Here is a 24,176-nt window from a genome sequence, read left to right as displayed (position 1 = left end):
GAGTCTTCTCGCCCAAATCCTCCGGTCCTGAATGAACTCACCATCCCATCCCACGGCGCATGAGCCGATTTTTCGACTTCCGGGCGTTGTGCTGGGAAGCCTTGCGGTTCTCATCGGCATTCACGCGATCCGCATGTTCCTCCTCCCCGAGGATGTCGATCTCGAGTGGCTTCTGGCATTCGCCGTCGTCCCTGCGCGCTGGGCGGTGGCCTATGGGGGCACGGATGCGCAGGATATCATTTCGTCGCTTCAAAACAGCGGAGATATGGAATCCATGCCGCTGATCCTTGCCCATTACATCCTGGCCGACGAGGGCGGCAAGCCGTGGACCGGCCTGACCTATGCGCTGCTGCACGGTTCCTGGACGCATGTGCTCCTGAACAGCGTCTGGCTCGCGGCTTTCGGAACGCCTCTGGCGCGGCGCTGCGGCGCGCTGCGCTTTCTTGGGCTTTCCGCCGTCGCGGCTTTTGCCGGCGCGGTGCTCTATGTCCTGCTGCACCCCTGGCAGGTTCTGCCGCTCATCGGCGCTTCGGCGGCTGTCTCCGGCATGATGGGAGCGGCGGCGTGGTTCATGTTCGCGCCGCCGACCTTTCGGCACGATGGACGCCTGACCGAGCCGCATGAGCGGCGCAGCGAGAGCTTGCAAGGGCTCTTCACCAATCGTCAGGTCATGCTGTTTCTGCTGGTGTGGATCGTCATCAACTATTTCTCGGATGCCTTCGCGCGTCCGCTCGGCGTCACCGATGTCAGCATCGCTTGGGAGGCCCATCTCGGCGGGTTTTTCGCGGGGCTCGCGCTCTTCCCCTTCATCGATCCCTTGAGAACACGAACGCCCTCCCGTTCCGCTTGAAAAATACCCGGAGGAGCCGAGAATCTATCGAGTGACGCCGGGTTTCATTTTTTCGGATGCGGAGGTGCCCATGTCTGTCGAGCAGATCCTGCTGAACAAGGGGCGGAACGTCGTCACCATCGAGCCGACGAAAACCCTCGCTCAGGCCGCCGAACTTCTCTCAAGCTGGAAGATCGGCGCGGTGATCGTCGCCGATGCGCTGCAGCCTGTTTCCGGCATCATTTCCGAACGCGACATCGTGCGCGCCATTTCCAACAAGGGCGCGAGCGCGTTGCTCGAGCCCGTGTCCATGCACATGACGCGGCAGGTCGTCACCTGCACGAAACGCGCCGATATTCCGCGCATCATGGAGATCATGACGACAAGCAGAATCCGTCATGTCCCGGTGGTGGAGGAAGGGACGCTCATCGGCATCATCTCGATTGGCGACGTGGTGAAGCATCGTCTCGCGGAGATCGAGGCGGAAACGCAGGCGATCAAGGAATATATCGCCAGCGCGTGAGACCTGCGTCTTACGACTTCGCCGTTTCCTGCAGCAATTCCATGATGTCGGGCAGGGCGCGTTCGGCGGCCTGCCGTCCGAGCGCGATGCATTCCTGCGCGCGGTGGAATTCGAACAAGCCCATCTTCGCGAGCTTGGGCGCGATCATCATGTCGGGCGGGTCGCCGGCGAGGCGCGAGCGGGCAATGCGGTCCTGCGTGATGTTGAAGGCGTCCACCATCACCGACGCGATGCCCGGCGCATTCGGGCGGCGATGCTTTTGAAGCTTCGGTGCGGAAAAGAAGCCCCAACGCCGAGGCTCCTCCATGTGCTCCTCGATCTCCTGCTCGTCCGTCTGGGCGTTCTCGTAGGACTGGATCACCGTGCCGCGCACGCGCACTTCGCCGTTCAGGTTCACGCAGATCACGATGTCCGCGCCGAGCGCGCGGGCGGCGGTGATCGGGATCGGGTTCACCAGCGCGCCATCCATCAGCCAGCGCCCGCCGACGAGGACAGGATCGAAGATGCCTGGCAGGGCATAGGACGCGCGCATGCCCTGCACGAGCGGCCCTTTCGTCAGCCAGACCTCGTGGCCCGTCGCAAGCTCGGTCGCGATGGTGCAGAACTTGATGGGCAGTCCCTCGAGGCGCAGATCCGCAAGGTTCTCTTCGAGAAGGCGCTGCAACCGGCCGCCCGCGATCAGCCCCGAGCCTGTGATGTGGAAGTCGAGCAGCCCCATGACGCGGCGCTTCGTCAGCGAAAGGGCGAAGGCCTCCAGCTCGTCGAGCTTGCCGGCTGCAAAACAGCCGCCGACGACAGCGCCGATCGAGCAGCCCGCGATGATCTCGGGCATGATGCCCGCTTCGGAGAGAGCGCGCACGACGCCGATATGCGACCATCCCCGTGCGGCGCCGCCGCCAAGGGCGAGGCCGATCTTGATCTTCGGGCGCGTTTCGCGCTCGACGGGCGCGTTCATTTGAGCTTCCCCGCCGCCTTCAAGCCCAGCATTCCGCCGGGCAATACCGTCCCAGAACATAGCGCAGCTCCCAGGCTGACGCCATTCTTTGCACATCCCGATGAAGGAGGCATGAATGGTGCGTGAGGCGTCCGCGGCTCAGGTTGAGGTGGGGCGCAGGGCGCGGCGAGAGAAAAGAACGATCACGAATGAGCAGGCGACAAGGCCGATCAGGGCCATGCGCAGACCAAGATGATCGCCGCCGAAGCCGATGATCGGCGGCCCCATCAAGAGGCCGCCATAGCCGAGGGTAGCCACCATCGCGACGCCCATGCCCGGCGGCACACCGTCCACCTGCGCGGCGCTGCTGAAAAGCACCGGCACTGCATTGGAAAGGCCAAACCCGACGAGCGCGAAACCGATGAGGGCTGTGACCGGCGTTGGCATGGCGATGGCGAGCGTCAGCCCAGTGCCAGCAAGAACGCCACCAAGCCGCAAGGTGGAGGTCCGCCCGAGGCGGCTGACGAGAAAATCGCCCATGAAACGGCAAACCGTCATGGTCAGCGAAAAGGCAGCGAAGCCCATCGCGGCGGTTTCCAGCTCCGCTCCCGCGACGGTGCGCAGGTAGATCGCCGTCCAGTCGACCATCGCCCCTTCCACCACCATGCAAAGCATGGCGAGGACCGCAAGGCCCATGAGTGCGCCGCGTGGCCAGGCGAAGCCATGTCCGCCAGCCGCTTTCTCCTGATCCTCCATCATGAAGAAGGACGCAGCGAAGAAGACGAGTGCCATGCCTGCGCAGGAGACGAGAAAGGTCGTCCCGATGGCAAATCCTGCACCGATCATCGCGCCGGAAGCCATTGCGCCGGCGAGCCCGCCAAGGCTGAAGAAGGCGTGAAACGATGACATGATCGGGGCGTTCCAGGCCTTTTCAACAACGGTGGCGTGAGTGTTCATGGCGACATCCATCGCCCCGTTGCAGGCTCCCGCCAGCAAGGATGCGGCGAAGAGAACGGGCAGGCTTGGCGCCAAGCCCGTGAAGAAGAGGGTGAGTGCGAAGCCGAAGGCCGTGGCGATAGTGATGCGACGGCTCGTGAGCCGCGTCAGAAGCCAGCCGACGGTCGGCATGAGGGCGATGGCGCCAAGCGCAAAGGCGAGTAACGCGACGCTGAGTTCTCCATCGGACACGTCAAGCGCGTCCTTGAACCGTGGCAATTGCGCAGCCCAATTCCCGATGCCGAAGCCGTTGCCGAAAAAGATCGCGCTGGCGGCGGCGCGGGCGGGAAGGGGTCTGTTGGTGTTCATCGTCCCGCCATAGCGCATTGCCCACCGCCTTTCACTCCCTCACGTTTGGCGGAGAGGGGTTCACGCCTGTTCGGCGAAGACGAGCTTTGCTCCCTCGCCGGTCGGTTGCACGACACGGTAGAAGCACGAGCGGCGGCCCGTGTGGCAGCATCCGCCATCGCCCGCGACCCTCACCTTGAGCAAGAGGGCGTCCTGATCGCAATCGACGCGCATCTCGACGAGTGTCTGGATCTGCCCGCTTGTCGCACCCTTGTGCCAAAGCTCGCCCCGTGAGCGCGACCAGTACCAGGCTTCCCCGGTTTCAAGAGTCTTCGCCAGCGCCTCGGCGTTCATGTGCGCGACCATGAGCAACTCGTTCGTGTCGGCATCGGTCGTGACGCAGGTCACGAGGCCGTCCGCGCCGAAGCGAGGCGTAAGAACCGCTCCCTCTTCGAGATCGGCCTTCGAGCCCGGAGGGGGGAAGGAGTTGGAGCAGGACGCGCACATGGGAGGGGTCTCGGGAGTGATGAGTTTTGTGAGGACCACACCCTGAGGAGCCGCTGGAAGCGGCGTTGCAGGATGAGGGCTGAAGACAATCTAGAGGATCGACAGGGGCATCTTTCAAGCCTTGCCGTGCCGCACCATGCTCATGAAGCGGGCCTGCTCCGCAGGGTTGTCCTTGAAGACGCCGCTGAACTGGCTCGTGAGCGTGACGGCTCCCGCCTTGTGCACGCCGCGCATGGACATGCACATGTGCTCGGCTTCGATCAGGACCGCCACGCCGCGCGGTGTGAGAGCGTCTTCCAGAGCCTGCGCGATCTGCGCTGTCATCGTCTCCTGCGTCTGCAACCGCCGGGCATAGACCTCGACGAGCCGCGCGAGCTTGGAGAGGCCGACGACGCCCTTCGTCGGGTAGTAGCCGATATGGGCAACCCCGTGGAACGGCACCATGTGGTGCTCGCAATGGGAATAGAAGGGGATGTCGCGCACCAGAACGATGTCGTCATAGCCTTCGACTTCCTTGAAGATCTTGTCGAGAACGTCACGCGGATCGTCCTGATAGCCGGAATAAAGCTCCTTGAAGGCCTTGGCGACGCGCTTGGGCGTGTCCTTGAGCCCCTCGCGTCGTGGATCGTCCCCCGCCCAGAGGATCAGGGTGCGCACGGCAGCTTCCGCCTCTTCCCGTGTCGGGCGGGTGATACGCTTGTCGGCGGCTGAAGGCAGTCGCTGAGACAAGGACTTAACCACATCGTCCATGTGGAGCCTTTCCATTGGTGGCGCGAAACGCGATATGCCCGATACGGATCATATGCCGCACCGGATCTCCGTAACATCGCACTCTTGCGTTTAATTGCCTATATAGAGCTTGCAGCACTCCTGTTCCATGAAGCCATGCTCAACCAGATCTACAACACGCGGATTTTGACCCTCGCCGCCAACATCCGGCATCTCGGCCGCCTTGCCGATGCGGATGCCAGCGCGACGAAGCGTTCCAAGCTGTGCGGTTCGACGGTGACGGTGGATTTGAAGATGTCGGATGGCGTCGTGACGGCTTTCGCCCATCAGGTCAAAGCCTGCGCGCTGGGCCAAGCGTCCTCGGCCATCATGGCCGAAAAGGTCATCGGTTCGACGGCGGACGAACTGCGCGAGGCGAAGGCGGCTGTGAGCCTCATTCTCATGGCCGAGGGCAAGCCTCCTGCCGGCAAATGGGCGGACCTCGAAGTGCTCACGCCGATCCGCGACTTCAAGGAACGTCACGCCTCCGTGCTTCTCACCTTCGAGGCCGTGGTCGATGCCGTCGAGCAGATCGAGGCGCGCCGAGCCGGCAGGGCGGATTGAAATGGCGTCCCTGGGCCAGCAGGCGGCGCATTGGACGATCCGGGGGTATCAGCTCACGCTCTCGGGCGTGATCGGCCGCCAGTGCCGCCACTTGCCTTCCTGCTCAGAATATACGGACGAGGCGATCCAACAGCACGGCTTCTGGGCCGGCGGCTGGATGGGCGTGGCGCGGATTTGCCGTTGCGGTCCGTTCGGTACGTCGGGCCTCGATCTCGTCCCGGAAACATTGCCCGAACGGTCCGGCTGGTATAAGCCGTGGACCTATGGTCGCTGGCGGGGCGTGAACGCCCCCGCGATCACCTGCGAGGCGGTCGAACCCGACGGCGGCTCTTCGCCTTGAAAACAAACCTGTCCGTCGGCCCCACGCTTACCTGCTCCGTTGGCAGGAGTGAGCTTGAGAGATGATTGATGATTACCCTTACATTCCCTGATGGCGCCTCGCGCCAGTACGCCCCCGGCACCACCGGCCGCGAGATCGTGGAAGGCATCGCCAAGTCTTTGGCGAAGCGCACCGTCGCGATGGCCCTGAATGGCACCGTGACCGACCTCGCCGACCCGATCACGAGCGATGCCAAGATCGAATTCCTCAACCGCGAAGACCCGCGTTCGCTGGAGCTGATCCGGCACGATTGCGCGCACGTTCTGGCGGAGGCCGTGCAGGAGCTTTTCCCTGGTACGCAGGTCACCATCGGCCCGGTGATCGAGAACGGGTTCTATTACGATTTCGCGCGCAACGAACCGTTCACGCCGGAAGACTTCGCCGCTATCGAGGCGAAGATGCGCGAGATCATCGCGAAGGACAAACCCTTCACCAAGGACGTCTGGACCCGCGAGAAGGCCAAGCAGGTCTTCAAGGACAAGGGCGAGAACTACAAGGTCGAACTCGTCGATGCGATCCCGGAAGGGCAGGACCTGAAAATCTATTCGCAGGGCGAGTGGTTCGACCTGTGCCGTGGTCCGCACATGACCTCCACCGGCAAGATCGGCACCGCCTTCAAGCTCATGAAGGTGGCGGGTGCTTACTGGCGCGGCGACAGCAACAACCCGATGCTGACCCGCATCTACGGCACCGCCTGGGCCTCCCAGGAGGATCTCGACGCTTATCTGAAGCAGCTCGAGGAAGCCGAGAAGCGCGACCATCGCCGCCTCGGCCGCGAGATGGACCTGTTCCACTTCCAGGAGGAAGGTCCGGGTGTCGTTTTCTGGCACGCGAAGGGGTGGACGCTGTTCCAGGAGCTGACTTCCTACATGCGCCGCCGCCTCAAGGGCGACTATCAGGAGGTCAACGCGCCGCAGATCCTCGACAAGGCGCTGTGGGAAACCTCCGGCCACTGGGGCTGGTATCGCGAGAACATGTTCGTCACCAAGACCGAGGACGAGCGCGTTTTCGCCATCAAGCCGATGAACTGCCCGGGTCATGTGCAGATCTTCAAGCACGGGCTGAAGTCCTATCGCGACCTGCCGCTGCGCCTTGCGGAGTTCGGCGCGGTCTCGCGCTATGAGCCCTCGGGCGCGCTGCACGGCCTGATGCGCGTTCGCGCCTTCACGCAGGACGACGCGCATGTGTTCTGCACCGAAGAGCAGATGGCCGAGGAATGCCTGAAGATCAACGACCTGATCCTCTCGACCTATCGCGATTTCGGGTTCGAGGACATTGTCGTGAAGCTCTCAACGCGGCCTGAAAAGCGCGTCGGCACTGACGAGATGTGGGATCACGCCGAAGAGGTGATGACCCGCGTGCTCAAGCAGATCGAAGAGCAGTCCGGCGGGCGCATCAAGACTGGCATCAACCCGGGCGAGGGCGCGTTCTACGGTCCGAAGTTCGAATACGTGCTGCGCGATGCCATCGGGCGCGACTGGCAGTGCGGCACCACGCAGGTGGACTTCAACCTGCCGGAACGGTTCGGTGCGTTTTATGTCGATGCCGACGGTCAGAAGAAGACGCCGGTCATGGTCCACCGCGCGATCTGCGGTTCGATGGAGCGCTTCACCGGCATTCTCATCGAGCACTTCGCCGGTCACTTCCCGCTCTGGCTCGCGCCGGTGCAGGCAGTCGTGGCGACCATCACTTCGGATGGAGACGATTACGCTCGTGAAGTCGTGAAGGCCGTGCAAGCTGCCGGCCTGCGCGTCGAGGCTGATCTTCGCAACGAGAAGATCACTTACAAGGTGCGTGAGCATTCGCTGGCGAAGGTTCCGGTTCTTCTCGTCATCGGCAAGAAGGAAGCGGCGGAGCGCGCGGTGTCGATCCGCCGCCTCGGCAGTCCGGACCAGACGAACCTCAGCCTCGAGGAAGCGCTCCGCATCCTCAAGGAAGAGGCGGTCACGCCGGATCTGCGCCGCGCCGCGAAGGCACTCTCCGGGCCCGAGGGCCATGCGACTCTCGACGGCCATCATGTGGTCGCGGGAACGCTGGTCTGATCGAAGTCCGGATCTCTTTTGCTCTCTTCATGGCCGCACCCGTTGCGGCCATGAACGTTTTTGAGGGTTCGTCGCAGCGGCGACTCAATGCTTACGGCGTCGCGACGATTTCGAAGTCGCGGTTGAGGCCGCTCTCGACCTTGAATTCGCGCGTATAGACCTTGCCGTCGTGACGGGCGATCAGCACGTAATCGCCTTCGGCCAGTGTCACCGACGGAAATGCGCCGATGGCCTCGCGGATCACGTCGCCGCCGGGCGTCAGCACGCTGAAGGCGGTGCCCGCGAACGCCTCGCCGCCGGCGGTCGCGACGAGCTTTAGGGTCGCCACCGCGGCCCGGTGATTGAGGGTGGCCTCGGTGATCTTCCCCGCTTCGACCTTCAGGTCCGCGCGCATGATCGCGTTTGCGTCGCCATAGGTCGAAACGACGTGGTACGAGCCTTCCGGCAGGCGGATGATGTCCCCAGCCTTGCCGTTCGAAAGCACGAGCCTGCCTTCGTAGTTCGAGGGCAGGGGGACATAGACCGAGAATGAAATCTGGTTCACGGGAATCGGCGTGTCGCCGACCGCGCCTTTGAGCCGCAAGGCTCCGGCGCTGATGTTCAGGCGTTCCGTCAACGCGCCTGATTGGGCGCTGATGCGCTTCGACGCGCTGGCATAGCCATAGGCGACATGAACGATGTAGTTGCCCGGCGGCAGTGTGAAGCGCGGTGCCGGAGCGCTGGAGCGCGCCACGATCAGCGGAGCGACATCGCCGCGATCCTCATAAACACGCCAGACGAGGCCCGATCCGATGGGCTTTCCGCTGTCGGCGAAAGCCGCGCTGGCATTGAGGGTGATCTGCGAGCTCGGAACGGGGGGCGGGGACTGCATCAGGGAAGGCGCAGCCGATTGCGCCCAGGCCGCGGACGCGACGCAGACGGCAAGCAGGCTCAGGCTCCAAATTGACGGTCTCACGGTCTCGCCATCGCTCCAGGCAATCGGTGCCTATCGGGCGGCGGCTTGCACGGTCCTGACGGGCTCGACTTCTTTCTTCACGAGATCGGTTGTGGCCGCAATCAGATTTTCCAGCGACGTGGGACGGAATGTGAATTCCACCTTATGCCGGCCAGGGCCTATCTCGACGCCTCTGAACAACAGATTTGCGCGCAAAATAGGGCGACGCTCGCCATCCACACGGACTTGCCAGCCCGGATAGAAGATGTCGTGGAGAACCAGAACGCCGGCCTGGTCGCTGTTCACCTCGACCGTCACGGAGGTCCGCTTGTACTGCGTGATCCGCGCCTCGCTCTTGGGCTTGTCGCTGTCTGCGGGAGCGGCCTCATGAGTCAGCCGCAGACGCCGCATGCTGCTCTGGTCGACGAGGGCCTCGTTCTGGCGGTCGAACTCGGGCAGGTCCTCCTGATCGAGCGCGGCCTCCGAATCCACTGGGGTGATCTTCGTCGCCACGTAAACGCGTGGGCTCTCCGTGTTCAGGCGATAGATCCACATCCGCCCCGAGCCGTAGAGTAGCTCCGCACCGGACGGGCGGGGGAAATGGCGCGGCATGCGCTCGAGCTTGCGGTCGAGCACCAGATATTCGAGGCCGAGAAGGTTGGCGAGGCGGCACTTATAGCCCCGGAAGCTCGCCGGGAATTGGCGCAGATTCGGGTCTTCCGCATTCTCGCCCGGGCCCACGGCGCGCTCGTAATCGGCCAGCCGCAGCGGGTTGTAGCCGATGATGTCCTCAATCCCGAAGACCATCGAGGCGTTCTGCCAGGGGCCGCGCAGGCCGAGAATCTCCACACGCGGATAGTCGCCCTCAGCGTGGCGCTGGTCGAGCTCCGCTTTGAGGATGCTCAGGCCCTTCAACTGCTCGGGCGGGAGTTTCTCGAAGACCGCGTAACGCTCCTCCGGCTCCGCGTTGAGGGCCGAGGCGGCATGACGCCAGATCAATTCCCCGCCCGTCGCCGCGACGAGGACTAGCGCGACGGCGGGACGCCAGCGATGGCTGCCGCCGAAACGCGTCAGGAGAACGAGGGCAGCGGCGGCAATCGCGAGGCCGATGCCGATCTCGCCCATTGCGGGAGCGACCTGTCCCGCCCGCAGCGCAAACCCGAGCGCGCTGGCGACGGCTCCCACGACGAGGAGGACCGCGAGAGAGGGCAACGCCACCTGCCAGGAGGAAAGGTGCGCCTTGCTCAGGCGGGGAAGGCCGTCCTTGATGTAGCGGTGGGCGAGGTATCCGGCGGCGAAGGCCAGGAAGATGTTGATGAGGAACGTCGCATCCGCCGGGCGGCGATAGAGCTTCACCCCCGGCAGATGGTCGAAGACGAGGCCGAAGCCGGGCGTGTAGCGGCCAAGGGCGTAGAGCAGAAAGACGAGGCCGAAGATCAGGAAGAACCGGAATTCGCGCGCCAGGAGGCGCCCCCCGGCGATGCCGTGCCACAAGAGGAGCAGGGCAGGGATGGTGCCCGCGAAAAGGTAGTTCGTCGCCCGGTCGGTCCAGGTTCCCTCGGCGACGCTGTGCCAATCCGGCCCCCAGTAATCGTAGGTCCAGCGAAGGGAGCCGAAGATGTTGCCGAAGAGGATCGTCGCCAGGCTGTCGGGCGGCAGCGACCCCATCGCCGCGACCCCGTAGCCGAAGCCGGGGCGGGTCGAGGTGGCGAGAAACTGCATGGTGAGGATGGACGGTACTGCCAGAAGCGCGCCGCCGATCAGGCCCATGACGACGAGGACACCAACGCGGGACTTGAAATAAGCGAGACGGCGTTCCGCCGAGAAAATCCTTTGGGCGGCGACGCCGATGAGGGTCAGCGCGCAAAGAAAAGCCACCTGATCACGCCCGATGGTCATCATCGCAGCGGTGAGCGCGAACAGTGCGCCGAACGCATAGGATTTGCGATCCAGTGCCTCCTCGAGCAGCAGGAGGGCGAGGGGGAAGAAGCCGTAGCTCAGGATCATGCCCGTATGCTGCAGGCGGGCCGTCGCCGAGCCGCCGAGCATGAACACGATGGCTGCGATCACCGCGCCCGCCGGATGCCAGCCCCGGCGGCGGAAGAGAGGAACGAAGGCAAGGGCGCCGGGGAGGAAATGGGCGAAGATCACCACGTCGAACAGTTCCATCGACGGCTGAGGGACGAGCCATCCGAAGAGGAGCATGGTCGGGGTGAAGAGCAGGGCCTGCGGATCGGCGACAGAAGGATGCCCGCTGAAATGATAGGGATTCCAGAGCGGAAACTCCCCGTGCGAGAGCGCATCGCTGAGATAGCGCAGGGTCGGGTAGAACTGGTTCTTGGAATCCCAGGGCACGACGCTGCCGGTGAGCGGCCAGGCGGATGAGGCCAGCGCCCAGACCAGCAGGATCAAGAGGAGGGAAAGGACGGTCTGTCTGGACGTCCAGACACTCAGGGAGGACGCGTCAGCTTCCGGGAGATCTCTGTTCATTCGTCGTCAGCGCCATCCGCCAGGCGGCATTCGTATCGTATAGTACCGATCCGAGGTGTTCGGGAATTTCGATAAAGTATTAGGCGAAACCGTTTGCCTTGCGGCGCGCGTTCTCGCCTCGATCCCCGGCACGATCCAGAAAGCAGGATCATACCTCACCCTCGAAAACCGGCTTGGCGGGCCAGCACGCTACCCCTATACAAGCGCTGCTTGTTTTTATGTCGCAGCGGCAACTCCCACTAGGACGGCGATGGTCCAACCGCAGAAACACGGCGAGACCGTGGCGCGCGCCCAAGTCTCAAGTTTCGGCAAAGCTTTGCTTCCCGTCCCGCTTATCCTTGCACAGTATCAGCTTTGGATGAAAGCCTTATGAACGAAAGTCTCTCGCGTTTGCAGCAACGGCGCTCGGTTCCGCCTCTCTGGCTCGGCGAACCCGGCCCCGGCCCGTCCGATCTCGAAACCCTCCTGACGGTGGCGGCGCGGGTGCCCGATCACGGCAAGTTGATCCCCTGGCGGTTCATCGTGATCGAGGGCGAAGGCCGTCAGCGTCTCGGTGAAATTGCCGCGGCTGCCTTCGTTGCCGACCAGCCTCAGGCCGATGCGGAGAAGGTCGCCGCCGAGAAGGCGCGCTTTTCCCACGCTCCCGTGGTTGTCGCGGTCGTCTCCCGCGTGAAGCCGCATGCGAAGATCCCGGACTGGGAGCAGGAATTGTCGGCGGGAGCGGTTTGCATGAACCTGCTCAATGCCGCCAATGCGCTCGGCTTCGGCGCGTCCTGGCTCACAGGCTGGACGGCCTTCGACCGGCGCGTGCTCGATGCGCTGGGGCTTGCTCCCGATGAGCGGATTGCCGGCTATATCCATATCGGCACCGCCAAGGAAATTCCGACCGACCGGCCAAGGCCAAACCTTTCCGAAATCGTGACGCGGTTCTGATGTTCTACGAAACTGCCACCAACGACCACGGTCTGCCGCACGATCCGTTCAAGGCCATCGTGACGCCGCGCCCCATCGGATGGATCACGTCCATGAGCGCGAAGGGTGAGATCAATCTCTCGCCCTACTCGTTCTTCAACGCTGTTTCGGACAACCCGCACATGGTCGCCTTCTCGTCGGATGGGCGCAAGGATGCGGTGACCTTCATCGAAGAGACGGGCGAGTTCGTTTGCAACCTCGCGACCTTCGATCTGCGCGATGAGATGAATGCCACCTCCGCGCTTCTGCCGCGCGGCGAGAACGAGATGGTTCACGCCAATCTCGAAGCCGCACCCTCGCGGCTCGTGAAGCCGCCGCGTGTCGCGGAAGCTCCAGCAGCGCTCGAATGCAAGTGGCTCCAGACCGTTCCCCTTCGCCCGCTCGACGGGTCTGATCCGCGCTACTTCCTCGTCATCGGACAGGTGGTCGGCGTCTATATCGACGACCGTTTCCTCGTGGATGGCATGCTCGATACGGCGGCGATCAAACCCATCGCACGCGCCGGCTATCGCGATTACTTCGTGCTGACGCCGGAGACGCGGTTCTCGCTTCGCCGCCCGAGCGAGAAGTGACCGGAACAGATCCGGTCACGCGAAGTCCTCAGATTTTTCCTGCTCGCGCTAACAGTCGCTCAGCGCGGGTAAGGTGAGGGCGGTCGAGCATCTCGCCTTCCACGCCGACGACGCCTGCGCCGGGGTTGGCGGCGAAAGCTGCAACGACAGTTTTTGCGCGGTCGATGGCGTCCTGCGACGGGGCGAAGGTTTCGTTGATGACGGGCACCTGCGCGGGATGGATCGCCATCTTGGCGATGAAACCGTCGCGGCGCGCTTCGCGGCATTCGGCGGCAAGGCCCTCGAGATCGCGAAAGTTGGTATAGACCGCGTCGATGGCATCGACCTCCGCCGCCGCTGCACCGAAGAGAGTGAGCGAGCGGGCGAGGCGATAGGGTTCGGTGTAGTGGTTGTCCGCACGCCGGTTCGTCTCCGCACCGACATCCGCCGACAGATCCTCTCCACCCCAGGCAAGTCCCTCGAGACGCTGGCTCGCGCCCGCGAAGGTGCCGAGCGCGAAGACGCCGCGCGCGTTCTCGGTCGCGATGGCGATGATGCGCGTGCCGCCGTCCTCGAGGCCGTACTCGGCTTCGCGCACGGCGATTTTCGCGCCGAGATGCGCGACGTCCTTGCCGCCGACGGCCTTCGGCAGAACGATACCGTCGGGTGCGGCCCGCATCACGCCGTCGAGATCGTCATCGGTCAGCCCCGTGGCGAGGCCGTTGACGCGCACGTAGAGTTTGGGGCGTTCGCTCGCCGAGCGCGCGGCGGAAAGAAACTCCGCCGTCACGCGGCGTGCTTCTCCCTTCGCCGAAAGCGCGACCGAATCCTCGATGTCGATGATGAGGGCGTCAGCGCTTGAGGCGAGGCCCTTTTCGAGTTTGCGGGCGCTGTCGCCCGGAACGAAGAGGAGCGAGCGCATCATATGTCGGCCTGCCATGCTGGAGCTTCACGCTTGCGCATGAAGGCCTGGCGGCGGCACTCGGCGACGAGGGCGCCGTCCTGCTTGTAGGCGCGGTGCAGGAACTCGACGATGCCCGCATCGGGACGCGATTTCGACTCGCGCTTGGCGAGAACCTCTGTCGTCGCGCTGACCGTGTCGCCCTCGAAAAGCGGGGCGGGAAATTTCACGTCCGTCATGCCGAGGTTGGCGATGGTCGTGCCGACGGTGGTGTCGTTGACGGAAATGCCGATCATCAGGCCGAGAGTGAAGAGCGAGTTCATCAGCGGCTGGCCCCATTCCGTCTCCGTCGCGCAGAAATGCGCGTCGATATGGAGCGGCTGCGGGTTCAGCGTCATGTTGGAGAACAGCATGTTGTCCATCTGCGTCACCGTCCGCGTGAGACGATGCCGGATGGTGCTGCCGATCTCGAAGTCCTCGAAATAAAGGCCGCCGCGCGGGTGCCTTTCATGCTCGCTGGTCATCTTTTTCCTCCCCTTTGGATCTTATGATCCTTCAGGTTTGTCTCAATAGCCGAACTGCTCGCGCAGGATGCGCTCATCGAGGCCGTGGCCGGGGTCGTGCAGCAGAACGAGATCGATGCTGCGGTCCATCGAGACCTGCACCCGCGACACGTTGCGGATTTCGGTGTGATCCGCCACGGCGCTCACCGGGCGGTTCTCGTGTTCCAGAACCTCGATCTCGATGCGGGCGTAGTCCGGCAGCAGCGCGCCGCGCCAGCGGCGCGGGCGGAAGGCCGAGATCGGGGTCAGCGCCAGAAGGGGCGTGTTGAGGGGCAGGATGGGGCCGTTGACCGAGAAGTTATAGGCGGTGGAGCCTGCGGGCGTCGCGATGAGAATGCCGTCGGCGATAAGCTCTGTCAGGCGCACGTGCGAATCCACGCTCACCTTGAGCTTGGCGGCCTGATAGGTCTGGCGCAACATCGACACTTCATTGATCGCCCGCGCCGTATGCGGCTTTCCGTCCGCGTCCCACGCGACCATGAGAAGGGGATGCACCACGCTGCGCTGCGCCTCTTCCAGCCGCTCGAACAGGTCATCCTCATGAAACTCGTTCATGAGAAAGCCGATTGAACCCTTGTTCATGCCGTAGATCGGCTTGGACGTGCCCATGAACTGGTGCAGGCATTGCAGCATCAGCCCGTCGCCGCCCAAGGCCACGATGACATCGGCCTCTTCCGGCGAGACGCTCGGATAGGCGCCCTGCAACGCCTTGACGGCGTTTTGTGCCTCGGGAGTCGAGCTCGCGATGAATGCGACCCTGTTGAAACGGCGCGTCATGCCCAGTTACCCTCATCGGACCCAGAAGGCCGGGGCCCAATTTCTTGACTTTGCATGATCCGGGACCACGCAACGGCCCGACCATGCCAGGAAGGCATAGCATGACGCGACCGCTTCTCGTCTATACGACCTTTCCCGATACCGACACAGCCCTGTCCATCGGGGAGGGGCTGGTGCGGGATAGGCTGATCGCCTGCATGAACGTGCTTCCCGGCATGCGCTCGGTCTATGCCTGGAATGGGGAAATCGAACGTGGCGAGGAGGTTGCCGTCATCCTCAAGACCGTCACGGACCGAAAGGGCGATGTGCACGCGGCCCTCAAGGACCGGCATCCCTATGAGACGCCGGTCATTCTCTTCATCGAGCCCGATGGGGCCGATCCTGACACGCTCGCGTGGCTTCTGGCCGAGACTTCGGCCGCGAGTGCGCCCTGAAGTCCGCCGTCAGACGGCGGAGGTCCACTGCACGGGCACCAGCCGGAACTTGCTGCCCTCCTTGGCGATATAGCCGGTGGCGGGGAAGGGGGCGTGATAGAAGCTCACCTGCGCCCGTTCCGTCGCGGCAAGGTCCAGCATCCGGTGGCGGGTCTGGCGCGCAAGGTCGGCATCCATGTCGAAGATCGCCGACCAGTCCGGATTGCGGACGAAAAGGGCAGGGTGGTTCGTCACATCCGACATCACGAGCAGCTTGCCGCTGCCGGACGAGAGCAGGAAGGACGTGTGCCCCGGCGTGTGGCCGGGGGTGGCGATGGCGGTAAGGCCAGGCGCAACTTCCTTGTCAGCCTCGAAACGCTTCACGTCCTTGGTGATGGGAGCAAAGACCCGGCGCACGTTCTGGAAGGCGCCCTTCATGCTCTCCGGGGCCTGGTTCATGCGGGCATCGTCCATCCAGAAGGCCCACTCGGCGGCGGGCACCGTCACTTCCGCGTTCGGGAACACGACGGTGCCATCCTTCAGGCGCAGGCCGTTGATGTGGTCGCCATGAAAGTGGCTGATGACGATGGTTTCGACCTGCGATGGATCGAACCCGGCGGCGCGGAAATTCGCCATCCAGGTGCCGGAGGTTGGCGCGCCGAGATCGCCGTTGCCGACGTCGATGAGCGTGAGCTTGCCGTTGCGGTTCAGGACAAGGGTCGTGAAGGTGATGGCGAGGGCGTCGGCCGGAAGATACGCCTCCTTCATCGCCTCCTGCACCTGGGCCAGTTCGGCGTTCTTGATGAAACCTTCCAGCGGGCGCTTGGCGAAACCGTCATTGATGGCCGTCACCTCGATGTCGCCGACCTTGTAGCGGTAGAAGCCGGGAGCCTGGCGGGACCCGCCCGACGGTGCTGTGGACGGGGTGGTGGCTTGGGCCAAGACGTTTTCTCCAAAAGGCGTTGCAAGAGCGAGCGTGCTGCCTGCGATGACAGCGCGGCGTGTGACGGACATGGTGACCTCCTCCCGATGAGTGGTGAAGAGGCTAAAATAGTCACGCTTGGGATCAAGTCTCTCCCGCTTCACGAAGAGGCGAGCAAGTCGTCAAATGGTGAAGCACGATCCCGCTGGTGGTGGAAACGTTGAGGGAATCGAAGCCGCCCTTCATGGGAATGGAGACGGTACGCGTGCGGGCAAGAAGATCCGCCGGGAGGCCGGGGCCCTCGGCGCCCAGGATAAGGGCCGTCCGGGGCGCGCGACGCACATCCGCCAGGTTCTCCCGTCCGGAAGGGCTCAGCGCCACGATGTCGAAGCCCGCCCGCTGCAGGTCGTCGATCATGGCATCCGCAGAAACGGTGCGGGCGAACGGAACCACGAGCGCACCGCCGACGGAGACGCGGATCGCCTTTCGATAGAGCGGATCGCAGGTTTCCGGATCGAGCAGTACCGCATCCGCGCCGAAAGCGGCGGCGTTGCGGAAAATGCCACCGACATTGTCGTGGTTGGCAAGGCCTACGAGGCCGACGACGAGCGCCTCGCGCGGCAGGGACTCAAGCAATTCCTCCGCGGTTGGCTCGCTCTTCCGGCGGCCGACTGCCAGAATCCCCCGGTGGATGGGAAAGCCGACGATGGCATCCATGACCGCGCGGCCCGCCACATAGACAGGTGTTTCCTCAGGCAAGGAATGCAGCGCGTCGTTCAGCGGTTCGACCCGGCTCTCAGCAATGAGGAGGGATTCGACCTCGAACTGCGCGCTGGACAGCAGGACGCGCAGGACCACCTCGCCCTCAGCGATGAAGCGCCCCTCGCGCCCGATCAGATCGCGCTCGCGTACCGCCCGATAGGGTTCGATGCGCGGATCGTTGGGATCGTCGATGGGGAGCAGCATTAAGGGATCGCCTCCGTCAGGGCGATTTCCTATGGGCGCTGCCTGGAATTGGCAAGGCGGACACCTTCAGCTTCGCTGTGCGGGCGGCTTTCCGAACGGGAAGTGGATCGTGAAGGTCGAGCCGGCTCCCTCAACGCTCGAAACCTCGATGTCGCCGCCATGCAGGCGGGCGATATTACGCGCGAAGGATAGCCCGATGCCGGTGCCGATGACGGATTCCGCCGTGCGCGCCCGAAAGAATTCCTTGAAGACGTAAGGCAGTTCATCGGCAGGAATGCCGACGCCCTTATCCTCGACGCTGAGAAGTATGCTGTCGCCCTCAACCCGCCCGTAGATCCGGACCGGTGCGGCCTCGCCGGAGAACTTCAGCGCGTTGGAGATGAGGTTGGACAGCGCCTGCTCGATCAGTGTCGGATCGCAATACACATGCGGCGGGAGGCCTGCCGTGTCGACGATCAAACGGCGCTCGGGCTCCGTCTGCTGATAGCGATCGCAGAGGCTGTCGATAAGGCGGCGAAGGTCCGTCTCTTCCGGACGCAAGGACAGCTCGCCCTCATCGAGGCGCGCGGCGTTCAGGGTAATCTGCATCATCCGCATGAGGCCGGAGACAGCGTCGCGGATATACGTCGTGCGGGTTGTGATTTCCTCGCTGCTCATGGCGGTTCCGCGCCGCAGGATGCGTTGCGCGCTTGAATCGATCACCGCCAGCGGGGAGCCGAACTGGTGCGTCACCATCGAGACGAGCGTCCGGTACATGCGGCTCAGTTCCTGCTGCCGGTGCAGCGATTCCTCTGCCCTCATCACGTCTCGCCGGGACCTGACCAGCACGCCCACAAGGACCGCGCCGCTGAGAAGAACGCCGAGCATGTAGCCGGACAGTTCAATGACCGTGCGGCCACGGTCGTCCCTGAGTGCACGTGCGCGGTCGCGCTCCCTCAGCATCGTCTTGTTAGCCAGGTCGCGCAGATGCATGGCCAGCGGTTGCGCCGTCGCCCGAATCTGCGTTTCGGCGAGGGTGTTGCCCCGCGCGATAGCCTGGACTTCCGGCTCCATGTCACTGGTCGCGTTGATGTAACGCTCGAGTTCGCCAAGGGCGGAGAGTTGAAGAAGATAGCGCTTGGGTTCACCCGTTTCGAACAAGCTCAGGCGGCTGCGGAGAATATCGTATCGCAAGGCCACGTCGCTCTGCTGGACCATCGTATCGCCGTTGATGAAGCGGTTGACGGAGTCGGCGAAGCGGAGGCTCTCGAACTGAGCCTGTGTGATGGCCCAAAGCATGTCCTCGGTCGTGTCCGGGTCGAGGCTGCGCTCGATGTGAACAAGGCGGTAACTGGCAAAAATCAGGGAGATGAGAAAAACGACGATTGCACCGACGGAGAGCAGGAAAGCCTGCGACTTGAACAAGCGAACAGTCATCGAACCGTCAGCGTTCTCAACTGCCAGATCCAACGGGCCTCGTGCTGGGCGTTGTTCAGCTCGGGGTGCCGATCGCGGGGATAGACGATCCACAAAGGGCCTTTGTCGCTCGGCTGAAGATCTTTCCCGTCCATACTGAAAGCCAGCAGGACATCGTATCTTTGGAAATCGGAAACCGGGATGTCGACGGTGTAGTCGTTGAGCGCCGTTGCCGACACCACGACGCCGCTGGCCCCGACCCGCGCGAGGAGGTCGCGCATCAGCACGCCTTCGAAGCGCTTCACCCCGTCCGTCCAGTTGGTTGTGGTGAGAAGAACGTGCTTTCCGATGCTTTCGAGGGCGGCACGGTCGAAGACGGCACTGTCCCCGGCGTTCTTTTGCGAGATCTTGCCGCTGATCGTGAGAATGATCTTGCCCGCCGGTTTCGGCAGTTCCTGCGCGGACACGCCGGCGAACAGGGCGAGGGGCATCAGAAGAAGGAGCGCGAAGGCAGGCAACCGAACGGGCATGGTTTCGATACCTTTTGGAGCTGAGGCAGACGAGCCGAGGGGCTTCCCGGCTAGGGCCTTATCCCTAGGCATATTGGATCTTACCCAAGGTCACACTGTTCGTTTGGACAGGGAGGTTGGGAAGTTGCTCAGCCGCTCTATTCGGCGCACGTCTCCGCAGCGGGCTTGGACGCGCCATGCCGTCGAATGTCATGCTTTCTCGAAAGGGAAATGGTGCCGGCGGAGAGGATTGAACTCCCGACCTTCGGTTTACAAAACCGCTGCACTACCGCTGTGCTACGCCGGCCCAATGGGGCTCAGGTAGCAGCGTGCGGCCTTTCAGGCAAGTTCCCCCGCAAGTCTCTTCGCAAGTCAAAATTATGTGCGTCATCGCACTGCAACCAATCGGCCCATAAGATACTTCCCTAGGGGAATGCCCTGGATCATGGTTAGGTCGAGGTTGCGTAAGGGGCCGTGAGAATGACTTTTGTGAAGTGGTTCGGTGGCGTGGCCGTTATCGCGGCATTGTGCACAGCGGTCCCTGCTCAAGCGGCGCAGGCGAAAAAGCCCCTGCCGGCGAAAGCAACTGCAGAAAAGGTCTCGGCAGTCATGGCGAAGAAGGAACCGCAGGTGACTTCCTCCACAAGCGGGCCGGCCCTGCCTGCCAATTGCCAGCGCGCTCGCAAGCGCCTTTTCGTCGAGGGCGAGGGCTGGGTCGTCCGACGGTTGACGACCTGTTTCTAGGCGGCGGCCTTCAGCTTTTCGCCTGTCCCGATCGCACGGTCCGAGCCCAAAAGAAAAAGGCCCCGCCGGGTAGAGCGGGGCCTTTCTGTTTAGTTCAGCGTTTCGGCTCAGTCGCCCTTGTAGGCGAAGATGTCGCGATCCTTCGTCTCGGGCACGAAGAGCATGCCGATCACGAAGGTCATGAGCGCGATCACGATGGGGTACCACAGACCGTAGTAGATATCGCCGGTCTGGGCGACCATCGCGAAGGCGGTGGCGGGCAGAAGGCCGCCGAACCAGCCGTTACCGATGTGGTATGGCAGCGACATGCCCGAGTAGCGGATGCGGGTGGGGAAGAGTTCCACCAGAGCCGCCGCGATGGGGCCGTACACCATCGTCACGAACACCACGAGGATGAACAGCAGGCCGACGATGCCGGCGATCTGCGCGTTAAACAGATCGAACGGATGCTTCATCTTGGCGATTTTCGCATCGCCCGGCTTCGGATAGCCCGCCGCCTGGAGGGCCGCCGTAGTGGCGTTGCGCGAGTCGGCAAGCTTGGCGGTGTCGAAAGGCACCTCGGTCGCGTTGACGCGGATCTTCGTCGCCGAGCCGGCAGGACCAGCCTCCGTGGTGTACTTCACCGAGGCCTTCGCAAGGAAGTCACGGGCGAGGTCGCACGAGGAGGTGAAGACGCGAGTGCCGACCGGGTTGAAGAGGTTACCGCAATCGGCCGGATCGGCGACGACGGTCACCTTCACGTTCTCCACCGCCGCTTCGAGAGCAGGGTTCGCCAGGGTGGTGATCTGCTTGAAGAGCGGGAAGTAGGTGAGGGCGGCGATGAGGCAACCCGCGAGGATGATCGGCTTGCGACCGATCTTGTCCGACAGCCAGCCGAAGAACACGAAGAAGCCGGTGCCGAGCAGGAGCGACCAGGCGATCAGCAGGTTCGCGGTGTAGCCGTCGACCTTGAGGATCGATTGCAGGAAGAAAAGGGCATAGAACTGGCCCGTGTACCAGACGACGCCCTGGCCGGCGACGAGGCCGAAGAGAGCCAGGATCGCGATCTTGGCGTTCTTCCACTGGCCGAAGGCCTCGGAGAGCGGAGCCTTGGACTGGGTGCCCTCTTCCTTCATGCGCTGGAAGGCCGGGGATTCCTGCAGCTGCAGGCGGATCCAGAGGGAAACGCCGAGCAGAAGCACGGATACCAGGAACGGAATACGCCAGCCCCACGCCGCGAACTCGGCTTCGCCGAGAATCGTGCGGGTGAAGAGAATCACGAGGAGCGAAAGGAACAGACCCAGCGTCGCCGTGGTCTGGATCCAGGAGGTGTAGAACCCGCGACGTCCATGAGGAGCGTGCTCCGCCACGTAGGTCGCCGCGCCGCCGTACTCACCGCCGAGCGCCAGGCCCTGCAGGAGGCGCAGGATGATCAGAATGATCGGAGCAGCCACGCCGATCGTGGCCGAGCCCGGCAGAAGACCCACGATGAAGGTCGACAGGCCCATGATCAGGATGGTCACGAGGAAGGTGTACTTACGGCCGACGAGATCGCCGATGCGTCCGAAGACCAGCGCGCCGAACGGGCGGACCAGGAAGCCCGCGGCGAAGGCGAGAAGCGCGAAAATGTCCTGCGTCGCCTTCGGGTATTGGCCGAAGAACTGAGCGCCGATGATGCCGGCGAGAGATCCATAAAGATAGAAGTCGTACCATTCGAAAACGGTACCGAGCGACGAGGCGAAGATGACCTTCTTTTCCTCGCCGCTCATCGGACGGACGGCTGCATCCGTCCGCGACGTCGTGGCTGCGGTTGCCATAGTGTTTCCTTCCAATGTTGGTCCCGGTTGTCCGGGTTTCTTGCGCCAAAGCTTCGAGACCTTGGCGGTACGAAAGTCGATGACGGCGATTCGTCACCAAGCTCCCATTGGAAAGTGAGCCTAACGGCAGGGCAGTTCCTAACAATTCACAATTGGTATTTGCGACTTCTGTCTAAGAGGCGCTTGATCCAAGTAAAAGCGCAGCTTACCGGGCCTGAGCGCCCGCCTTATTCTGCAGACTTCGAGACGGCCTTCGTGACCGCGTAAAGTGCGATGGCGGCGGCGTTCGAGACGTTGAGGCTCTTGATCTCGCCCGGCATGTCGAGCCTGCCGATGGCGTCGCAGCATTCCCGGGTGCGCTGGCGCAGGCCCTTGCCCTCCGAGCCCAGCACCAGAACCACCGGGTTCTTCAGCTGCATTTCGTCAAGCTGCGCCTCTCCCGAAGAATCGAGCCCGATTCGGGTGAAACCGCGCTCGCCGAGCTTGATGAGGGAATCGGCGAGGTTGCGCACGATCAGAAAGGGCACATGCTCCAGCCCGCCGGAAGCCGCCTTGGCGAGAACCCCCGTCGCCGCCGGGCTGTGGCGGGCGGTGGTGATGATGGCCTCGACACCGAAGGCCGCGGCGCTGCGGACGACCGCGCCTACATTGTGCGGATCGGTGATCTGGTCGAGGGCGAGGACGACGCGCTTCCCGCTCAAGGTTTCCAGGGTCGGCGAGGCGAGGGGCTCCGCCTCGAGGTAAAGCCCTTGATGAACCGCGTCGGCCTCGACGAGCCTGTTGATATCTCCGGGGCGGACGATCTCCGGCGTGATGGGCAGGGGAATGCCCAGCTCCTCGGTGAGGCGCAGCATCGAGTTTTCGGTGGCGAGAAGGCGGTGGAATTTGCGCTTGGGGTTGCGCAACGCCTCAGCGACCGGATGCCAGCCGTAGAGAACGGTCTGCTCGTCACCCTCCGACGGCCGCTTTCCCCAGGTTCCTTTTTCCCGGGGCCCCTTTTCCCACGCTCCCTTGCCCCGCGCTTCCTTGGGATGCCCGTCGCGGCGCTCGAACTTACCGCCCTGACGGTTGAAGCGTGGTTTGCGGGGAGAGAAGGGGCGCTCGCTCATTTTTCGAAATCTCGTTGTGTTGTGAGGGTGGCCATAACACAGGTTCGCGGAACTCACGATGCGGTTTGCTCTTTAGTGTTGACACCGGTGAAGTGGGTCACCATAAGAGCGCCCACGACGGCCCTGCCTTCGGGCGGGGCGTTTTGTTTGAAACGGCCTCTACGCGGCGCGTTTTGGTTGGATCAACTGGGGGAATGTCCCGAGCGGCAAAGGGGGCGGACTGTAAATCCGCTGGCTATGCCTTCGTAGGTTCGAGTCCTACTTCCCCCACCATCCACCCAAGCGAGGCGCTTGCGGGTGTAGCTCAATGGTAGAGCAGCAGCCTTCCAAGCTGAATACGAGGGTTCGATTCCCTTCACCCGCTCCAAATTTCCCGCCGCAGCTTGAGAATCGCAACAAAGCAACATAATCGCAGCCTCCAGTTGTATTTCATTGGAGTGTGGTTGTGTTCAAACGCTTTCTCGCCGTTGCAGTCATGGGGCTGGCCCTCGCGGGCTGCGTCTCGACGCCCAATACCCTTTCCCCTGAGCAGATCGCCGGTTTCCGTCTTGCCTCGGTGGACGTGTCGGTGGCGCCCAATGCCTGGATCAGCTGGGCCGACGGCGATACGGAACGGGCCGCTTTGACGGCGCCCGATGACGCCAAGGTCCGCCAGTCGATTGCCTCGAAGCTCCGCGATTCGGTGCTGCGGAATCTCGGCGGCGACCTCACGGGCCAACGTCCCGTCAAGCTCGTCGTCCGCGTTCATGAGTTCGCCGTCGTCCCCGGAGCCGTTCGGATTCTCCTTGGCGGGAACCACGTCATCAAGGCGGATGTGGACATCCTCGACGCCAAGACGGGGGCGCCGCTTCTCGCCTTTCCGGCCCATACCGTCGCTTTCCAGGGAGGCAACGGCGTCATCGGGGTCGCCCTCGACAACATCATCCAGGACGATCCGGCGGACCGCTTAATCCGGTATTATGTGAACCAGTATCGAAATTGGCTCTTGCGGAAATAGCGCAACCGCAATATCGGACGCACCCAAGTTTTTGAATCCTGGCCTATAAGGTAGAGATCGATGGCGAAGGAAAAGTTTGAGCGGACAAAGCCGCACTGCAACATCGGGACGATTGGTCACGTTGACCATGGTAAGACGTCTCTGACTGCGGCGATCACGAAGGTTCTGGCGGAGAGCGGTGGCGCGACGTTCACGGCGTACGACCAGATTGACAAGGCGCCGGAAGAGAAGGCTCGTGGCATCACGATCTCGACGGCGCACGTCGAGTACGAGACGACGAACCGCCACTATGCGCACGTCGACTGCC

General features: G+C 63.3%; 26 protein-coding genes and 3 tRNA genes. 13 read left to right on the top strand and 16 right to left on the bottom strand.

Going from position 1 to position 24,176, the window contains the following annotated elements; translation table 11 throughout:
- The first annotated feature begins 31 nt into the window (after nucleotides 1–31).
- Entirely contained in the window at nucleotides 32–850 is an 819-nt protein-coding gene (locus tag DQW91_RS15140) for a rhomboid family intramembrane serine protease (RefSeq protein WP_112664489.1), read from the top strand.
- Between the two features lie 70 nt (nucleotides 851–920).
- Nucleotides 921–1,352 carry a CBS domain-containing protein gene (locus DQW91_RS15135; RefSeq protein ID WP_112664545.1) on the top strand — a complete coding sequence of 144 codons (432 nt, stop codon included), beginning with the start codon at nucleotides 921–923 and terminating at the stop codon, nucleotides 1,350–1,352.
- A 10-nt stretch (nucleotides 1,353–1,362) separates the two neighbouring features.
- Here the strand turns inward: DQW91_RS15135 and DQW91_RS15130 are convergent, their stop codons facing one another.
- The 4 genes from DQW91_RS15130 to folE form a co-directional block, all read right to left on the bottom strand.
- The gene (locus DQW91_RS15130; RefSeq protein WP_112664488.1) at nucleotides 1,363–2,367 is read right to left on the bottom strand and encodes a patatin-like phospholipase family protein; all 1,005 of its coding nucleotides are present in this window, start codon (nucleotides 2,365–2,367) and stop codon (nucleotides 1,363–1,365) included.
- 78 nt (nucleotides 2,368–2,445) lie between these two features.
- The gene (locus DQW91_RS15125; protein WP_157961467.1) at nucleotides 2,446–3,591 is read right to left on the bottom strand and encodes an MFS transporter; all 1,146 of its coding nucleotides are present in this window, start codon (nucleotides 3,589–3,591) and stop codon (nucleotides 2,446–2,448) included.
- A gap of 60 nt (nucleotides 3,592–3,651) precedes the next feature.
- Nucleotides 3,652–4,077 (bottom strand): phosphoribosyl-AMP cyclohydrolase, encoded by a 426-nt coding sequence (hisI, locus tag DQW91_RS15120; RefSeq protein ID WP_112664486.1) that lies wholly within the window; start codon nucleotides 4,075–4,077, stop codon nucleotides 3,652–3,654.
- A gap of 114 nt (nucleotides 4,078–4,191) precedes the next feature.
- A complete protein-coding gene (gene folE / locus DQW91_RS15115; protein ID WP_112664485.1) occupies nucleotides 4,192–4,827 on the bottom strand; it encodes a GTP cyclohydrolase I FolE in 636 nt (211 codons plus the stop codon).
- Between the two features lie 135 nt (nucleotides 4,828–4,962).
- On the opposite strand from folE, the gene DQW91_RS15110 reads away from it, so the two are divergent.
- The 3 genes from DQW91_RS15110 to thrS all read left to right on the top strand — a co-directional run bounded on the left by DQW91_RS15110 (nucleotide 4,963) and on the right by thrS (nucleotide 7,830).
- On the top strand, nucleotides 4,963–5,409 hold the full coding sequence (locus tag DQW91_RS15110; RefSeq protein ID WP_112664484.1) for an iron-sulfur cluster assembly scaffold protein: 447 nt from the start codon (nucleotides 4,963–4,965) through the stop codon (nucleotides 5,407–5,409).
- Nucleotide 5,410: 1 nt separating this feature from the next.
- Entirely contained in the window at nucleotides 5,411–5,749 is a 339-nt protein-coding gene (yidD, locus tag DQW91_RS15105; RefSeq protein WP_198411882.1) for a membrane protein insertion efficiency factor YidD, read from the top strand.
- 68 nt (nucleotides 5,750–5,817) lie between these two features.
- Complete coding sequence (thrS, locus tag DQW91_RS15100; RefSeq protein WP_112664483.1) at nucleotides 5,818–7,830, top strand: threonine--tRNA ligase; 2,013 nt, start codon at nucleotides 5,818–5,820, stop codon at nucleotides 7,828–7,830.
- 91 nt (nucleotides 7,831–7,921) lie between these two features.
- On the opposite strand, the gene DQW91_RS15095 is transcribed toward thrS, so the two are convergent.
- Complete coding sequence (locus tag DQW91_RS15095; RefSeq protein WP_112664482.1) at nucleotides 7,922–8,785, bottom strand: hypothetical protein; 864 nt, start codon at nucleotides 8,783–8,785, stop codon at nucleotides 7,922–7,924.
- Nucleotides 8,786–8,815: 30 nt separating this feature from the next.
- Entirely contained in the window at nucleotides 8,816–11,254 is a 2,439-nt protein-coding gene (locus DQW91_RS15090) for a YfhO family protein (protein ID WP_112664481.1), read from the bottom strand.
- Between the two features lie 369 nt (nucleotides 11,255–11,623).
- On the opposite strand from DQW91_RS15090, the gene DQW91_RS15085 reads away from it, so the two are divergent.
- Nucleotides 11,624–12,187: a nitroreductase family protein gene (locus DQW91_RS15085; RefSeq protein WP_112664480.1), complete on the top strand. Its 564-nt coding sequence runs from the start codon at nucleotides 11,624–11,626 to the stop codon at nucleotides 12,185–12,187.
- Nucleotides 12,187–12,798, top strand: coding sequence for a flavin reductase family protein (locus tag DQW91_RS15080; RefSeq protein WP_112664479.1), 612 nt, complete (start codon nucleotides 12,187–12,189; stop codon nucleotides 12,796–12,798). Before DQW91_RS15085 ends, DQW91_RS15080 begins: the two co-directional genes overlap by 1 nt.
- A gap of 28 nt (nucleotides 12,799–12,826) precedes the next feature.
- Here the strand turns inward: DQW91_RS15080 and DQW91_RS15075 are convergent, their stop codons facing one another.
- The 3 genes from DQW91_RS15075 to DQW91_RS15065 are packed head-to-tail and all read right to left on the bottom strand — an operon-like array spanning nucleotide 12,827 to nucleotide 15,018.
- Complete coding sequence (locus tag DQW91_RS15075) at nucleotides 12,827–13,699, bottom strand: HpcH/HpaI aldolase/citrate lyase family protein (protein ID WP_112664543.1); 873 nt, start codon at nucleotides 13,697–13,699, stop codon at nucleotides 12,827–12,829.
- Complete coding sequence (locus DQW91_RS15070; RefSeq protein ID WP_112664478.1) at nucleotides 13,699–14,202, bottom strand: MaoC family dehydratase; 504 nt, start codon at nucleotides 14,200–14,202, stop codon at nucleotides 13,699–13,701. The genes DQW91_RS15075 and DQW91_RS15070 overlap by 1 nt, the downstream gene beginning before the upstream one ends.
- 42 nt (nucleotides 14,203–14,244) lie before the next feature.
- Nucleotides 14,245–15,018 carry an NAD kinase gene (locus DQW91_RS15065; RefSeq protein WP_112664477.1) on the bottom strand — a complete coding sequence of 258 codons (774 nt, stop codon included), beginning with the start codon at nucleotides 15,016–15,018 and terminating at the stop codon, nucleotides 14,245–14,247.
- 101 nt (nucleotides 15,019–15,119) lie between these two features.
- Here DQW91_RS15065 and cutA point away from each other — a divergent pair, with 101 nt between their 5' ends.
- Nucleotides 15,120–15,452 (top strand): divalent-cation tolerance protein CutA, encoded by a 333-nt coding sequence (gene cutA / locus DQW91_RS15060; protein ID WP_112664476.1) that lies wholly within the window; start codon nucleotides 15,120–15,122, stop codon nucleotides 15,450–15,452.
- Nucleotides 15,453–15,461: 9 nt separating this feature from the next.
- Here the strand turns inward: cutA and DQW91_RS15055 are convergent, their stop codons facing one another.
- From DQW91_RS15055 to DQW91_RS15035, 5 genes are all read right to left on the bottom strand, one after another.
- Entirely contained in the window at nucleotides 15,462–16,445 is a 984-nt protein-coding gene (locus tag DQW91_RS15055; protein ID WP_112664475.1) for an MBL fold metallo-hydrolase, read from the bottom strand.
- A gap of 52 nt (nucleotides 16,446–16,497) precedes the next feature.
- The gene (locus DQW91_RS15050; RefSeq protein WP_112664474.1) at nucleotides 16,498–17,319 is read right to left on the bottom strand and encodes a TrmH family RNA methyltransferase; all 822 of its coding nucleotides are present in this window, start codon (nucleotides 17,317–17,319) and stop codon (nucleotides 16,498–16,500) included.
- Between the two features lie 66 nt (nucleotides 17,320–17,385).
- A complete protein-coding gene (locus tag DQW91_RS15045) occupies nucleotides 17,386–18,735 on the bottom strand; it encodes a sensor histidine kinase (protein ID WP_112664473.1) in 1,350 nt (449 codons plus the stop codon).
- Nucleotides 18,732–19,244: a putative pterin-binding protein gene (locus DQW91_RS15040; RefSeq protein ID WP_198411881.1), complete on the bottom strand. Its 513-nt coding sequence runs from the start codon at nucleotides 19,242–19,244 to the stop codon at nucleotides 18,732–18,734. Before DQW91_RS15040 ends, DQW91_RS15045 begins: the two co-directional genes overlap by 4 nt.
- A 211-nt stretch (nucleotides 19,245–19,455) precedes the next feature.
- Nucleotides 19,456–19,530, bottom strand: a tRNA-Thr gene (locus DQW91_RS15035).
- Between the two features lie 173 nt (nucleotides 19,531–19,703).
- Between DQW91_RS15035 and DQW91_RS16680 the strand changes: the two genes are divergently transcribed.
- The gene (locus tag DQW91_RS16680) at nucleotides 19,704–19,967 is read left to right on the top strand and encodes a hypothetical protein (RefSeq protein WP_157961466.1); all 264 of its coding nucleotides are present in this window, start codon (nucleotides 19,704–19,706) and stop codon (nucleotides 19,965–19,967) included.
- A gap of 107 nt (nucleotides 19,968–20,074) precedes the next feature.
- Here the strand turns inward: DQW91_RS16680 and DQW91_RS15030 are convergent, their stop codons facing one another.
- Nucleotides 20,075–21,763 (bottom strand): MFS transporter, encoded by a 1,689-nt coding sequence (locus DQW91_RS15030; protein ID WP_245411062.1) that lies wholly within the window; start codon nucleotides 21,761–21,763, stop codon nucleotides 20,075–20,077.
- Nucleotides 21,764–21,990: 227 nt separating this feature from the next.
- Nucleotides 21,991–22,872: a TrmH family RNA methyltransferase gene (locus DQW91_RS15025; protein ID WP_112664472.1), complete on the bottom strand. Its 882-nt coding sequence runs from the start codon at nucleotides 22,870–22,872 to the stop codon at nucleotides 21,991–21,993.
- Between the two features lie 188 nt (nucleotides 22,873–23,060).
- On the opposite strand from DQW91_RS15025, the gene DQW91_RS15020 reads away from it, so the two are divergent.
- From DQW91_RS15020 to DQW91_RS15005, 4 genes are all read left to right on the top strand, one after another.
- Nucleotides 23,061–23,145 (top strand) — tRNA-Tyr (locus tag DQW91_RS15020).
- Between the two features lie 20 nt (nucleotides 23,146–23,165).
- Nucleotides 23,166–23,239: transfer RNA gene (locus tag DQW91_RS15015), tRNA-Gly, on the top strand.
- Nucleotides 23,240–23,317: 78 nt separating this feature from the next.
- The gene (locus DQW91_RS15010; RefSeq protein WP_157961465.1) at nucleotides 23,318–23,869 is read left to right on the top strand and encodes a DUF6778 family protein; all 552 of its coding nucleotides are present in this window, start codon (nucleotides 23,318–23,320) and stop codon (nucleotides 23,867–23,869) included.
- Nucleotides 23,870–23,929: 60 nt separating this feature from the next.
- Nucleotides 23,930–24,176: GTP-binding protein (locus DQW91_RS15005; RefSeq protein WP_245411061.1), on the top strand; the 247-nt coding region annotated here is incomplete at its 3' end.

The organism is Microvirga flavescens (assembly GCF_003290125.1).
Classification (GTDB): domain Bacteria; phylum Pseudomonadota; class Alphaproteobacteria; order Rhizobiales; family Beijerinckiaceae; genus Microvirga; species Microvirga flavescens.
The sequence above is the reverse complement of the archived record's forward strand: the minus strand, read 5'-3'. Positions and strand labels throughout refer to the sequence as shown.

What these genes read in the sequence shown, in the direction of transcription:
- DQW91_RS15140 (WP_112664489.1), top strand. Translation starts at nt 32, where the DNA reads ATGAACTCACCATCCCATCCCACGGCGCATGAGCCGATTTTTCGACTT.
- DQW91_RS15135 (WP_112664545.1), top strand. Translation starts at nt 921, where the DNA reads ATGTCTGTCGAGCAGATCCTGCTGAACAAGGGGCGGAACGTCGTCACC.
- DQW91_RS15130 (WP_112664488.1), bottom strand. Translation starts at nt 2,367, where the DNA reads ATGTTCTGGGACGGTATTGCCCGGCGGAATGCTGGGCTTGAAGGCGGC.
- DQW91_RS15125 (WP_157961467.1), bottom strand. Translation starts at nt 3,591, where the DNA reads ATGAACACCAACAGACCCCTTCCCGCCCGCGCCGCCGCCAGCGCGATC.
- hisI (WP_112664486.1), bottom strand. Translation starts at nt 4,077, where the DNA reads ATGTGCGCGTCCTGCTCCAACTCCTTCCCCCCTCCGGGCTCGAAGGCC.
- folE (WP_112664485.1), bottom strand. Translation starts at nt 4,827, where the DNA reads ATGGACGATGTGGTTAAGTCCTTGTCTCAGCGACTGCCTTCAGCCGCC.
- DQW91_RS15110 (WP_112664484.1), top strand. Translation starts at nt 4,963, where the DNA reads ATGCTCAACCAGATCTACAACACGCGGATTTTGACCCTCGCCGCCAAC.
- yidD (WP_198411882.1), top strand. Translation starts at nt 5,411, where the DNA reads ATGGCGTCCCTGGGCCAGCAGGCGGCGCATTGGACGATCCGGGGGTAT.
- thrS (WP_112664483.1), top strand. Translation starts at nt 5,818, where the DNA reads ATGATTACCCTTACATTCCCTGATGGCGCCTCGCGCCAGTACGCCCCC.
- DQW91_RS15090 (WP_112664481.1), bottom strand. Translation starts at nt 11,254, where the DNA reads ATGAACAGAGATCTCCCGGAAGCTGACGCGTCCTCCCTGAGTGTCTGG.
- DQW91_RS15085 (WP_112664480.1), top strand. Translation starts at nt 11,624, where the DNA reads ATGAACGAAAGTCTCTCGCGTTTGCAGCAACGGCGCTCGGTTCCGCCT.
- DQW91_RS15080 (WP_112664479.1), top strand. Translation starts at nt 12,187, where the DNA reads ATGTTCTACGAAACTGCCACCAACGACCACGGTCTGCCGCACGATCCG.
- DQW91_RS15075 (WP_112664543.1), bottom strand. Translation starts at nt 13,699, where the DNA reads ATGCGCTCGCTCCTCTTCGTTCCGGGCGACAGCGCCCGCAAACTCGAA.
- DQW91_RS15070 (WP_112664478.1), bottom strand. Translation starts at nt 14,202, where the DNA reads ATGACCAGCGAGCATGAAAGGCACCCGCGCGGCGGCCTTTATTTCGAG.
- DQW91_RS15065 (WP_112664477.1), bottom strand. Translation starts at nt 15,018, where the DNA reads ATGACGCGCCGTTTCAACAGGGTCGCATTCATCGCGAGCTCGACTCCC.
- cutA (WP_112664476.1), top strand. Translation starts at nt 15,120, where the DNA reads ATGACGCGACCGCTTCTCGTCTATACGACCTTTCCCGATACCGACACA.
- DQW91_RS15055 (WP_112664475.1), bottom strand. Translation starts at nt 16,445, where the DNA reads ATGTCCGTCACACGCCGCGCTGTCATCGCAGGCAGCACGCTCGCTCTT.
- DQW91_RS15050 (WP_112664474.1), bottom strand. Translation starts at nt 17,319, where the DNA reads ATGCTGCTCCCCATCGACGATCCCAACGATCCGCGCATCGAACCCTAT.
- DQW91_RS15045 (WP_112664473.1), bottom strand. Translation starts at nt 18,735, where the DNA reads ATGACTGTTCGCTTGTTCAAGTCGCAGGCTTTCCTGCTCTCCGTCGGT.
- DQW91_RS15040 (WP_198411881.1), bottom strand. Translation starts at nt 19,244, where the DNA reads ATGCCCGTTCGGTTGCCTGCCTTCGCGCTCCTTCTTCTGATGCCCCTC.
- DQW91_RS16680 (WP_157961466.1), top strand. Translation starts at nt 19,704, where the DNA reads ATGACTTTTGTGAAGTGGTTCGGTGGCGTGGCCGTTATCGCGGCATTG.
- DQW91_RS15030 (WP_245411062.1), bottom strand. Translation starts at nt 21,763, where the DNA reads ATGGCAACCGCAGCCACGACGTCGCGGACGGATGCAGCCGTCCGTCCG.
- DQW91_RS15025 (WP_112664472.1), bottom strand. Translation starts at nt 22,872, where the DNA reads ATGAGCGAGCGCCCCTTCTCTCCCCGCAAACCACGCTTCAACCGTCAG.